Origin of the sequence: Nocardioides sp. (assembly GCF_025964975.1) — a bacterium.
Taxonomy (GTDB): domain Bacteria; phylum Actinomycetota; class Actinomycetes; order Propionibacteriales; family Nocardioidaceae; genus Nocardioides.
Genome location: NZ_JAOPXV010000085.1, coordinates 1 through 11,200 on the forward strand (window position 1 = coordinate 1; position 11,200 = coordinate 11,200).

At 70.9% G+C, this 11,200-nt stretch carries 13 protein-coding genes and 1 pseudogene; 6 read left to right on the plus strand and 8 right to left on the minus strand.

Features of this window, described 5'->3' with window-relative positions; translation table 11 throughout:
- A pseudogene (locus tag JWN68_RS05920) lies at nucleotides 1-209 on the plus strand (elongation factor Tu); the annotation flags it as partial.
- 136 nt (nucleotides 210-345) lie between these two features.
- On the opposite strand, the gene JWN68_RS05925 reads toward JWN68_RS05920, so the two are convergent.
- Entirely contained in the window at nucleotides 346-948 is a 603-nt protein-coding gene (locus tag JWN68_RS05925; protein ID WP_297736075.1) for a hypothetical protein, read from the minus strand.
- A 239-nt stretch (nucleotides 949-1,187) separates the two neighbouring features.
- On the opposite strand from JWN68_RS05925, the gene JWN68_RS05930 reads away from it, so the two are divergent.
- The 3 genes from JWN68_RS05930 to trmB all read left to right on the plus strand — a co-directional run bounded on the left by JWN68_RS05930 (nucleotide 1,188) and on the right by trmB (nucleotide 3,118).
- Nucleotides 1,188-1,853 carry a hypothetical protein gene (locus tag JWN68_RS05930; RefSeq protein ID WP_297736078.1) on the plus strand — a complete coding sequence of 222 codons (666 nt, stop codon included), beginning with the start codon at nucleotides 1,188-1,190 and terminating at the stop codon, nucleotides 1,851-1,853.
- 47 nt (nucleotides 1,854-1,900) lie between these two features.
- Nucleotides 1,901-2,170, plus strand: coding sequence for a hypothetical protein (locus JWN68_RS05935; protein ID WP_297736081.1), 270 nt, complete (start codon nucleotides 1,901-1,903; stop codon nucleotides 2,168-2,170).
- Nucleotides 2,171-2,395: 225 nt separating this feature from the next.
- Nucleotides 2,396-3,118 (plus strand): tRNA (guanosine(46)-N7)-methyltransferase TrmB, encoded by a 723-nt coding sequence (gene trmB / locus JWN68_RS05940; protein ID WP_297736085.1) that lies wholly within the window; start codon nucleotides 2,396-2,398, stop codon nucleotides 3,116-3,118.
- A 7-nt stretch (nucleotides 3,119-3,125) separates the two neighbouring features.
- On the opposite strand, the gene JWN68_RS05945 is transcribed toward trmB, so the two are convergent.
- Together JWN68_RS05945 and JWN68_RS05950 are read right to left on the minus strand one after the other, a co-directional pair.
- On the minus strand, nucleotides 3,126-3,512 hold the full coding sequence (locus tag JWN68_RS05945) for a hypothetical protein (RefSeq protein WP_297736089.1): 387 nt from the start codon (nucleotides 3,510-3,512) through the stop codon (nucleotides 3,126-3,128).
- Between the two features lie 7 nt (nucleotides 3,513-3,519).
- Complete coding sequence (locus JWN68_RS05950) at nucleotides 3,520-4,335, minus strand: RDD family protein (protein WP_297736092.1); 816 nt, start codon at nucleotides 4,333-4,335, stop codon at nucleotides 3,520-3,522.
- A 23-nt stretch (nucleotides 4,336-4,358) separates the two neighbouring features.
- Between JWN68_RS05950 and JWN68_RS05955 the strand changes: the two genes are divergently transcribed.
- Nucleotides 4,359-5,354 carry a stage II sporulation protein M gene (locus JWN68_RS05955; protein ID WP_297736094.1) on the plus strand — a complete coding sequence of 332 codons (996 nt, stop codon included), beginning with the start codon at nucleotides 4,359-4,361 and terminating at the stop codon, nucleotides 5,352-5,354.
- Between the two features lie 21 nt (nucleotides 5,355-5,375).
- Here the strand turns inward: JWN68_RS05955 and JWN68_RS05960 are convergent, their stop codons facing one another.
- Genes JWN68_RS05960 through JWN68_RS05980 form a run of 5 tightly spaced genes read right to left on the minus strand, consistent with a single transcriptional unit; the run spans nucleotide 5,376 to nucleotide 10,587 of the window.
- The gene (locus JWN68_RS05960) at nucleotides 5,376-6,668 is read right to left on the minus strand and encodes a DUF58 domain-containing protein (RefSeq protein WP_297736097.1); all 1,293 of its coding nucleotides are present in this window, start codon (nucleotides 6,666-6,668) and stop codon (nucleotides 5,376-5,378) included.
- 13 nt (nucleotides 6,669-6,681) lie between these two features.
- Nucleotides 6,682-7,674 (minus strand): MoxR family ATPase, encoded by a 993-nt coding sequence (locus JWN68_RS05965; RefSeq protein WP_297736100.1) that lies wholly within the window; start codon nucleotides 7,672-7,674, stop codon nucleotides 6,682-6,684.
- On the minus strand, nucleotides 7,671-8,789 hold the full coding sequence (locus JWN68_RS05970) for a DUF4350 domain-containing protein (RefSeq protein WP_297736102.1): 1,119 nt from the start codon (nucleotides 8,787-8,789) through the stop codon (nucleotides 7,671-7,673). Before JWN68_RS05970 ends, JWN68_RS05965 begins: the two co-directional genes overlap by 4 nt.
- A complete protein-coding gene (locus JWN68_RS05975; RefSeq protein WP_297736105.1) occupies nucleotides 8,786-9,400 on the minus strand; it encodes a DUF4129 domain-containing protein in 615 nt (204 codons plus the stop codon). The genes JWN68_RS05970 and JWN68_RS05975 overlap by 4 nt, the downstream gene beginning before the upstream one ends.
- Nucleotides 9,397-10,587, minus strand: a complete 1,191-nt coding sequence (locus tag JWN68_RS05980; RefSeq protein ID WP_297736108.1) for a hypothetical protein — start codon at nucleotides 10,585-10,587, stop codon at nucleotides 9,397-9,399. The genes JWN68_RS05975 and JWN68_RS05980 overlap by 4 nt, the downstream gene beginning before the upstream one ends.
- A gap of 497 nt (nucleotides 10,588-11,084) precedes the next feature.
- Here JWN68_RS05980 and JWN68_RS05985 point away from each other — a divergent pair.
- The coding region (locus tag JWN68_RS05985; RefSeq protein ID WP_297736111.1) for a 30S ribosomal protein S10 at nucleotides 11,085-11,200 on the plus strand (116 nt) is incomplete at its 3' end.

Sequence of the window (11,200 nt, forward strand, 5' to 3'; positions counted from 1 at the left end):
ACTACCGTCCCCAGTTCTACTTCCGTACGACTGACGTGACCGGTGTTGTGACCCTGCCCGAGGGCACCGAGATGGTCATGCCGGGTGACAACACCGAGATGTCGGTCGAGCTCATCCAGCCCATCGCGATGGACGAGGGCCTGCGCTTCGCCATCCGCGAGGGTGGCCGCACGGTCGGCGCTGGTCGCGTCGTCAAGATCACCAAGTGAGGACAGGCGGGTCGAGCTTGCTCGTATCCGCTCCGAGCTGAAGTGATCTCCGCTGTCACTGACGAGCACCCGCACATCGCGAGGCCCCACTCTTTCGGGAGTGGGGCCTCGTGGCGTCTGCCGGTCGCCGTACGCCCTAGGCGTCGGGCCCCGTCATCTCGATGTCGGCGCCGGCGTCGTTGGTGGCGGGGTCGGTCATCGCTGCGAGGGCGGGGTCCGACACGATCGCGGCGACGGTTGCCGGGTCCAACCCCGGAGTGGGGGAGTAGGTCTCGTACAACGCGTAGACGACCCGACCGGTGTCGGGGTTGACCGACTGCGCCAGCACCGTGGATCCGCGCGTGTTGTCGTCGCTGAACGCCTCCGCGGTGCCTGACGCGAGGATCGTCCCGTCCTCGGAGGTCTCGCACTCGCCGCCGCCCATGGCGGTGTCGGAGATGTCGTCGCAGCTGTCGACGGGTACGTCGCCGGCGGTCTGCACCGTCACCACCAGCACCTGCCGCCCGGCGAGCTTGACCTGCACGCCGACGCTGTCGTCGTCCCCGGCGGCCGAGTAGAAGACGATCCGATCGGCCCCGACGACTTTGCGGACCACGCCCGCGACCCCAGCGGGGGTGATCGCCTCGACGTCCCTCAGGTCGCTCGGCGTACGACCAGGATCGTCTGCCGTGTCGTTCCCACAACCGCTGGCGACGACGAGCACCAGCAGCAGGGGAAGGGCACAGCGCGATGCAGGCATGCCTGAGTGTGCTCCTGGCGGGGAGCCGGAGGAAGGACTTCGACGGCCAGGCGGCGTGTGTCAGGCTCCCGCTCATGCGGTCCGCGATCCCGAGCCTGCTCATCGTCCTCCTGCTTGCGTGTGCCGGTTGCACCGCTGAGGACAAGTCGTCGACGGAGCCTGTTCCCGCGCGGGCCACATCGGCAGACACTCAGCCCCCATCGTCGTCGGCGACCACCTCACCAGGGCCCGCACGCAAGATGCTGGTCCCGTTGCTCGTCAGCCTGTCCCTGGCCGAGGCGCGTTCCCGGGTGGCCGACTCGGGGCTGCGGCTGCGCGCGCAGGAGGTGCTGGGTACGGCGTGCCTCCCGCTCGGCGACGTGTTGCGCCAGCGCCCGGCTCCGGACCGGATGGTGGCCCTCCGAAGTCGGGTCACGGTCCAGGTCAACAGTGGCGCCCCCGGCGAGTGCGGTCTCGACCTGCCCGCGCCGCCACCTCAGCTGGACCAGGTCGCCCGGGCGTTCGAGAGGTTTGCGCGGGGCGCGATGCAGGACCCACCGGCGGACACACCGGTGACGCTGTACCTCGGAGGAGTCCGGACCGAGGTGATCTCGAGACAGGGCTGGCAGCGGCCAGCGGAGTGGCGGCTGTGTCCTGCCGGGGGTGGGTATGCCGGTCGGACCTGCAGCTTCTCGGCAGTAGATCTCATCCGGAACCATGACGGTCCACTGGCGACCACCAGCGCGAAGCCCCCCCACTCGTGCGCCCATCCCCAGCCGTTGTCGGCCACGGACGCAGGGGGCAGGTACTCGGTCACCCTGACGCCCGACGAGTCCCTCGATTGCACGAGCTACTGGGCGGTGCAGCTCATCATCAATGACGTGTACCAGCTCGTCGCCGTCAACATCGTGCTCGCCGAGCCGTGAGTCGCCCCGCCCAGTGACCTGCCGAGACAGACGTGGCAGGCGACTACGTGCCATCGGTTCCCCGCCCTGAGGAGGTGCCCAGCGCTTGGGCGGACACCGTCCTGTCGACGGTCTCCGACGTCTCCAAGGAGGAGGCACTCGAGGGCGCGGACCTGGGCTCGCGGGCGATCGAGCGCCTGGCCGGCCCGGGCACCGATGGACGACGCAAGACCCTCGAGGTCGTCATCACGCGTTCACCATCGGCTGGCCGGTCCGCCATGCCCTCGACGCACCGCACTGGCGCTGGTGGGGGCAGAACCAGTGCCACGCCGGAGTGACGGGCATCAGCTATCGGCCGGACGGGCCGCCGTCCGTCATGGTGTCGAACGACGTGTCGCACCTGCCGCCGGAGCTTCGGCGGACCGGCTTCCCCAGCCAGTTCCGCCTGTAGGGAGCGCCGTCACGCCAGGGCCCAGGCGAGGTGTTCCTCGAAGCGAGATCGCTGCGTCGTACATCCGGGACAGCATCCCAGTGCCGCGGACGCCACTGGAAGACTGGGCCCCGTGAACGACGTCCGGCCGCCGCGCCCGCACACCAAGTTGACCGAGGACGGTCGCCGGATGCAGGAGGTGCTCACCTACGCCCGGCGAGGCAGCCGCTTCACCCCGCAGCAGGCCGAGGGCTGGGCCGCGCACCAGGCCGACTGGGTGATCCCGGACGCGGCGGTCGACCGGCCCGACTTCGACCTGGGCAGCTGGTGGGACCGGGAGGCGCCCCTCATCGTGGAGATCGGCTCAGGGGTGGGCGAGGCGACGGCCGTGCTGGCTGCCGCGCGGCCCGAGGCGAACATCCTGGCCTTCGAGGTGTGGCTCCCCGGCATCGCGGACTCGTTGTGGCGCGTGGCGGAGGCGGGGGCCGACAACGTCCGCTTCTGCAGCGTCGACGCGGTGTGGTCACTGGAGCACCTGGTGGCGCCCGACAGCCTGAGCGAGCTGTGGACCTTCTTCCCCGACCCATGGCACAAGACCAAGCACCACAAGCGCCGCTTGGTCACCTCGAACAACGCGGCCAACCTGGCTCGTCGGCTGGCGCCGGGCGGGTTGTGGCGGCTCGCCACCGACTGGGCCGACTATGCCGAGCAGATGGCCGAGGTACTCGACGAGGAGCCCCTGCTCACCGGGGGACGGGTCGAGCGCTGGGCGGAGCGGCCGGTCACCCGCTTCGAGCGCAAGGGTCTCGAGAAGGGCCGCACGATCACCGACCTCGCCTACACCCGAGTCGAGTAGCAGGCCCTCACCGGTCTCGGGTGAAGCGCAGTCCCTCCTGCTCGAGCATCGCCTCGACACGGATCCGCTCGACGTCGCGATCCGGGCCAGGCCGCACGGCGCTCAGGGTATCCGGGAGGGCGAGCGCCTGACAGGCCTGCACCAGCACGTCGTCGTACGCCGCCGGCGTGACCACGCGACGGGCGTGGCTCGTGCCCGGACCCATCGACTCGGTGGCTCGGCGCAACCGCCTCAGGTCTGCGGCGAGGGTCTCGATCGGGGGACCGACGGGCGCGGCTGGAGCGGACCTGAGCCGGCGGGTGAGCTCGATGAGGTGGGGCGCGTGCAGCACGCTCCGCAGCACGAGGGCGATCCCGGCAGTGACCTCCGCGATCGTGAGGATCCCCTCCCACACGGGAGCCTCAGCGTTCGCCTGTCAACCGGTTGCGCATCACGGCCTCACGCTCGAGGCGGGCTGTGTCGCGCTCGCGCCGCGACGCGATGACGGCCGCGAGGAAGTCGTGTGGCTGGGTGCCGCCCGGTGGTGGCGGCGAGACGTAGGTCGCGACGTCTGCGGCGAGGCGGGAGCCGAGATCGTGCCGGGTGCGCGGGTCGAGGGTCTGGGCACGGCCGAGGTACTGGCGCACCGCCAAGGCCAGGCTGGTCGGCAGGCGGGCCATGTCGGCGGACCGGGCCCAGGCGGCGAGGTGGAACGGCATCAGCGCCGGCGGCGACAGCCTCAGCCGGACGCGCTCGCGCACCACGTAGGTGCCAGCTGCGTGATCGCCCAGACGCTTGCCCTTGACGGAGAGCATCGCCGAGAAGAACGCCGGCGCACCGGTGAACGCGTAGACCTCGACGAAGCCGACGAGCGCCCTGACGAAGGCGTGCTGGAACGAGATCGGTCCTGCGTCGTCCCGGACGGTGCGCAGGCCGCAGACCAGCTTGCCGAGGGAGCGGCCCCTGCTCAGCGTCTCGACGGTCGTCGGGATGACGAGGAAGACAGTGATGAGCGTGCCGATGAAGGCCACGTGGGCCAGGGCTCCGTCGGTCTGCAGGACGGCGATGCCGAGGAACAGGATGAACACGACCACCAGCGCCAGGGTGACCACGACGTCGATCAGGCCGCTGCCGATACGCGAACCCAGACTCGCCGCGGGAAGGTCGAGCGCGACAGCCTCCCCGGTGACCAGGTCATCGGAGGTCAGGCTGGCGAACGGGGATCCCTGGGCAGACATCGACACCAGCATAGGCTGGGCGCGTGGACCTCGATGCATACGTGCAAGCTCACGGCGCACAGTGGCGCAGGCTCGAGGAGCTCACCACCCGCCGACCCCTCTACGGCGCCGAGACCGACGAGCTCGTCGACCTCTACCAGCGCGTTGCCACCCATCTCTCGGTCGTGCGCACCTCGGCACCCGACGCTGCGCTGATCTCCTACCTGTCCTCCATCCTGGCCCGGGCCCGGCTGCGCACGGTGGGCGCGCGGACGACCACCTGGGGCAGCGTGGGGAGCTTCTTCACCGACCGCTTCCCGGCCGCGCTCTATCGACTCCGCTGGTGGTGGCTCACCACCATGGCGGTCAACGTCGTCGTCACGGCCGCGATGACGTGGTGGCTGCTCCAGCACCCGGCAGTCGAGCAGAGCCTGCTCTCACCCGACGAGATCGACCAGCTCGTCCGCCACGACTTCGAGAACTACTACAGCGAGTACGCCGCCTCGCACTTCGCCGCCCAGGTGTGGATCAACAACGCGTGGGTCGCGGCCCTGTGTATCGCCCTCGGAGTCCTGGGTGCCCCGGTCATCTACCTGCTCTTCAACAACGTGGCGAACCTCGCCATCATCGGCTCGATCATGATCCGGCACGACCACGGCGCCCACTTCTTCGGTCTGCTGAGCCCCCACGGGCTCCTCGAGCTGACGGCCGTCTTCGTCGCCGGCGGGGTGGGCCTGCGGCTCTTCTGGTCGTGGGTCGCGCCCGGCGACCTCACCCGCGGTCAGTCCATGGCTCGCGAGGGTCGGACGGCCGGAACGGTCGCCCTGGGGCTGGTCGTGGTGCTGTTCGTCAGCGGGATCATCGAGGCCTTCGTGACGCCCTCCGGCCTGCCGACCTGGGCGCGGGTGGGCATCGGGGTGGTCGCCGAGCTCGCGTTCTTCGCCTACGTCTTCGTGCTGGGCCGCAGTGCCGTGGCGCGCGGCCACACCGGTGACATCGACGCGGCGTTGTTGGAGGCGCGCGTGGCCACCCAGGCCTGACCGGGGAAGGGAGCGGACTGCTCAGAGCAGTCCGCGCGCCTTCAGCGCTAGGTAGTGGTCGGCCAACGCCGGCGGCAGCTGGTCGGCGTCGGCGTCCACCACGTGCACGCCCAGCGCGGCGAGGATGTCGCTGGCTCGTCGTCGTTGCTGGACGACGCGGGCAGCGGCCGCGGCGCCATACACGTCGGTCAGGGACTCGCGCTGACGGGTCATCTCGCCGAGCGCAGGATCCTGCACCGAGGCGACGACGACCCGGTGGTGCTTGAGCAGCGCCGGGAGCACCGGCAGGAGGCTCTCGATCACCGACGCGGGCTCCAGGGGAGTCAGGAGGACGACGAGCGCCCGCTGGCGGCCCAGCCGGTTGACCTCGCCCGCCAGGGCAGACCAGTCCGCCTCGGCGATCACCGGGTCGAGGTCGGCCATCGCCTCCTGCAGCCGGGCCGCGATGTCCCGCGCACCTGCGGCGCGGACGCGAGCCCGGACCCGGCGATCCCCGGCCAGGAAGTCGACGCGGTCACCGGCACGCGCAGCCAGCGCCGCCAACAGCAGCGCCGCGTCCATGGCCGCGTCCAGGCGTGGTACGTCGCCGATCCTGGCCGCCGAGACGCGCGAGGTGTCGAGGACCAGCACCACGCGGCGGTCGCGCTCGGGCTGCCAGGTCCGGACCACGACGTTGCGGTTGCGGGCGCTGGCTCGCCAGTCGATGGACCGCACGTCGTCGCCGCGGACGTATTCGCGCAAGGAGTCGAACTCGGTCCCCGCGCCCCGAATGCGGACTGCGGAACGGCCGTCGAGCTCACGCAGGCGCGCCAGCCGCGACGGCAGGTGCTTGCGCGACTCGAAGGGCGGCAGGGATCGCACCATCCCCGGCACGTCGAGCGTCCGTTGACGGGCGGCCAGTCCGAGGGGTCCGGGGGCTCGTACGGTCACCCCGACGGAGCGCAGGTCGCCCCGTCGTCGCGGACACAGCGACGTGGTGACGACGGCGCGACCACCCGCGGCCAGTCGGATGTGGTGACGGTTGTTCTCGGCGCCGGCACTGGGCTGCCACGCGTCGCGGAGGACGGCGCGGACCGGCCGCGTTCCGAGGTTGCCCACCGTCAGTCGCGACTCGGCCTCGTGGCCCAACCGGGTGGACCCGATGTCGCCCCGCTCGATGCGAAGGCTCTGCGGCTTCACGGCCAGGAACCAGTCGACCGCGGTCGTCATGGCGACCAGGAGGAGCCACAGCCACACCGTGCTCATGGCGGGGCGCAGCACCACGGGCACCAGCCCGAGGAGGAGGAGCAAGGGGACGCGACCAGTGATGACCATGGTCAGTGTGTGCTCAACGCGGGACCGGTACGGAGTTGAGCGCGGAGGTGAGGACGGCGGCGACGTCCACTCCCTCGAGCTCGGCCTCGGGCCGCAGCCCGAGCCGGTGGACGAGGGTGGCGTGCGCGAGGGCCTTGACGTCGTCGGGGGTGACGAAGTCGCGCCCCGTCAGCCACGCCCACGCGCGGGCGGCTCGCATGAGCGCCGTGGCGCCGCGGGGCGAGACTCCGAGGGAGAGCGACGGGGAGTCGCGCGTGGCACGGGCGATGTCCACGATGTAGCCGATCACCTCGGGCGAGACCTGGACGGAGCGCACCGCGACCTGACCCGCCTCGATGTCCCGAGGACCGGCGACCGCTCGCACACCTGCGGCGCGCACGTCGCGGGGGTCGAAGCCCGCTGCGTGCCGGTTGAGGATCTCCAGTTCGTCGTCGCGTCCGGGAAGGGGCAGCACGATCTTGAGCAGGAAGCGGTCGAGCTGGGCCTCCGGGAGGGGGTAGGTGCCTTCGTACTCGACGGGGTTCTGGGTGGCCGCGACCAGGAACGGGCGCGGCAGCTGTCGCGAGACCCCGTCCACCGAGACCTGGCCCTCCTCCATCGCCTCCAGCAACGCGGACTGCGTCTTGGGGGGAGTCCGGTTGATCTCGTCGGCGAGCAGCAGCTGGGTGAACAGGGGCCCCTCGCGGAAGGCCAGCTCGCCGGCGCGGCCCTCGATCACCATCGACCCCGTGATGTCACCGGGCATCAGGTCGGGGGTGAACTGGACCCGACGTGTCTCGACGTCGAGGGCGCCGGCCAGCGTGCGCACCAACAGGGTCTTGGCCACCCCGGGGACGCCCTCCATCAGGACGTGGCCCCCGCACAGGAGGGCGACGAGCAGCCCTGAGACGGCCGCGTCCTGGCCCACGACCGCCTTGGCGACCTCGGTACGGACGGCACCCAGCCGCTCCCGCGCTCCCTCGTGGTCGGCGTGGGTCTCGTGGGGGCTCTGGTCGGTGCTGGTCATGTGCGGCCTACCTCTGTGTCGAGCTCGGCCAACGCGGCGGCCAAGCGGATGAGTTCGTCGTCGGAGCCGGGCGATGGCGCCCGGTCGCCGATCAGGGCGTCGATGTCTGTGGTGGCACGGTCGAGGCGGGCGCTGACGTCGCGCACGAGGACGTCCACGTCGGAGGGCGGCAGCCGCAGGTGCGAGGCCACGCTGTCGCGGGTGGACCGGCGCAACACGTCCGCGGCATGTTCACGGGCGGAGGCCGAGCGGTAGAGGCGCCCCCGGGCCTCCGTGGTCTCCAGCGAGCGGACCGAGACCGGCAACGGCTCCACCGCCAGGGCGCCGAGTCGCCGGGCCCGCCACCAGATCAACGCCAGCACGGCGAGCCCGACCAACCACGTGGCCGGCGTGAGCCAGGGGGGCAGCAGGGAGCGCAGGCTCACACCGTCGTCACCGACCAGGTCACCGAGGCTGGGGACGTACCAGACGACCCGCGGTTGCTGGCCCAGCAACCTGAGGGCCGCCGCCGCGTTGTCGGCCCGGAGGACCTGGTCGTTCTCGAGGATGCCGGGCGCGCCGAGCAGGATCAGGCCCTCGTCGGCGGAGGCGACGATCCAGCCGGACTCGGAGGCGAAGCAACCGGCGCTCGTGGCGTACGACGCTGCCTGGTCGACCTCGATGTCGATCCCCTCGAAGTTTCCGAGCCCGGTGTCCGTGCAGTCGGCTGGCCGGGCGCCCTCGACCGAGCGCAGGGCGACGGGTGCGTCGACGCCCAGCGCCTCCACGGTCCCCGGTGCTGCCCCCGCCACCACCAGGGTGCTGTCGCGTGCTGCTTCGACGAGGCGGTCAGCCGTGCTCGTGCCGAGGTTGGAGGGGGACGTGACCAGAACCGTGGTGGCTGGGTCGAGGGTCTGCTCCTCGAGTGCGGCGGCCGAGCGCACGATGTCGACCCTGACACCCTCCTGCTCCAGCACCCGGGCCAGCGCCTGGGAGCCGCGTGACCCCGGGTTCTCGGGGTCGTGGTCGGCACCCGTGCGTGGTCCACCACTGAGCAGCGCGGCGACGATCAGGGCTGTGAGCGTGCCGAGCCCGATGAGCACCATGGAGCGGTTGCGCTCGAACCAGCCGCTCATCGTGCCCCCGCGAGCTTGGCGTCGAGGGAGAGCAGGAGCTCGGCCTGCTCGCGGGTCGCTGCGCGGTCGCCGTACAACACGAGATCGAAGAGGCGGGCGGCCTCGCTCATGCCTGCTGCCTGGTGGGGGTACGCCGCACGCAGCGCCTCCGCGACCTCGTGGGCCGTGGCGCCGGGCGACTCACTGAGACCGCCCTGCTCCACCTGGCCGGCGGCTAGGGCGCGGAACGCCTCGACGAGCGCCTCGGAGTAGCGCTCCTCGGCGTGTGCTCGCTCGGCACGCTCGCGCCACTCCGAGGCGCTGATCGACTCGTCCGGGAGCACCGCGCCCGGCGTCGAGAGGGACCGCGGGGACGCGCGCGCCCGGGTCACGAGCCAGATCAGGGAGAGCACCAGCATCAGCCCGACGGCCATGGCCGCGAACGTGGAGAGGGGAGGGGCGCCCGAGGCCGCGTCGAGCAGGTTGCCGAGGACTCGTTGCAGCCACGCCAACAGGCGCCCGACGACGTCGTCACGGTGGTATTCGGGGTCGAGGAGCTCGCGGCGCAGCAGACCCCGCCCCTCCTCCGGCGACGGATCAAAAGGCGGATCGAGGCGCAGGACCCACGTCACGACTGGGTGATTCCCGCTCGTTGCATGAGCTCCACGTCGAAGGCCTCCCTGCGCATCCTCAGGTCGACGTATTGCAGGGTCGCCACCGTGGTCGTGAAGGGTGCCACGAACGCTGCGGTGATCACCGAGGCCAGGGCCTGACCGATGACGAGCAGGTAGGTGCCCGCCTCGCCCGGAAGGCCACCGAGCAGCAGTCCCTGGCTCACGATGCTGACGGGTGCGGCCAGCATGGAGCCGGCGATCTGGGCGATGACGAAGGTCAGCAGAGCGATGCCGAAGGTCCGCCAGAAGGCCCGGCCGGTGAGGTGGTAGCCGCGACCGAGGGCCCCGAAGACGCCGACCTCCTCGAGCATCAGCACCGGCACGGGCAGGTAGTAGAGCCGGACCCAGAACCAGACCAGGAACGCCAGGAAGGCAGGGATGCTGACCAACGCGTAGAGGACCGGCAGCTGCCAGGAGTCGGACGCCATCGCGACGGGGATCCAGCTCAGGGCGTAGACCATGAGGATCATGAAGGTGGCCAGCCCGAGCAGGAGCGTGAGGCCGATGAGGCGCCACCGCTTCCCCCGGGTCGCCGCCCACGCCTCGCCGAGGGACATCTTGCGACCCATGACCGCAGCGGCCACCACGTGCGCGATCATGCCAGCGACCAGGATCAGTCCCACGCTCTGGAGCATGGCACCCACCCCGAGCGCTCCGAAGACCCCGAGGAAGCCCGCCACGTCCTCGGACGTGGCCGTGGCGGCGGTGTCGGCAGATGAGCTCCCGGCCAGGGTGCCCGTCATCGACAGGTCCAGGACCGACCCGAGCGCTGCCGTGACCAGGACCGGGATGGCCATGGCGACCGAGGCCACGAGCACGGCGGAGCCGACCGTGGCGCGTGGGTTGAACCGGATGATCTTGAAGGCTGCGTCGTACATGTCGCCCAGCGTCAGCGGCCGGAGCGGGATCGCGCCCGGCTTGTGAGCGGCACCGACGTACGCCGTCGGACCGAACGAGGCAGACGCGGCGGTCTGGCCGGGGACCGGCTCGTCGGGCCGGCGCTGTCGGCGGTGCGCCGCGTAGGGGTCGTAGGGGCGCTGCTGGGCCTGGAGAGGAGCCGTCGCCTCGGGCGCGGGCTCGTCGGCCGGGCCACCGGATCCCGGAGGCGGGCTCTGCCACCCCGGTGGCGGGTGATGCTCGGACACTGGATTCCCCGTTCGCTCAAAGTCGGCGCAATCCTGTCAGGTCGCCCCGGGTCGTGGGTGACCCGCAGGCAATAATGAGTGCGCTGGAGCGCCGCTGATCGCCTCGATCAGTCCGATTTGGCGCGTACGGCGATCTCTGCCAAGATAGTCCGGTTGCTCCGGCGAGTCGTCTGTTCGCGGCTGGCGGAGTGTGGCAGCACTTGACTACTGAATCGCGTCTCCGAAGATCGATTGAGTCAGTTGCGTGTTTGCGCACCCGGCCTGTTGACGAGTAGGAGACCCGATCAACCCGACGAACCCGTCGGGTGCCCCCCACAACACATCGAGATCCTGGTCTCGTGTCGTGCGAAAACCACACGACACGCCCGACCGCGGGGGTCGGTGGTGGGAGGCGGATGCACGGGCGGTACGGACTCACCCGAGGACGTGTCGTGAACCAGACCAGAACGCGGTGCGACCCCCAGGGCGTACGAGATCGATAAGGACGAGAGAGACCTATGGCGGGACAGAAGATCCGCATCAGGCTCAAGGCCTATGACCACGAGGTGATCGACACCTCGGCGCGCAAGATCGTGGACACCGTCACCCGCACGGGTGCCAAGGTCGCCGGCCC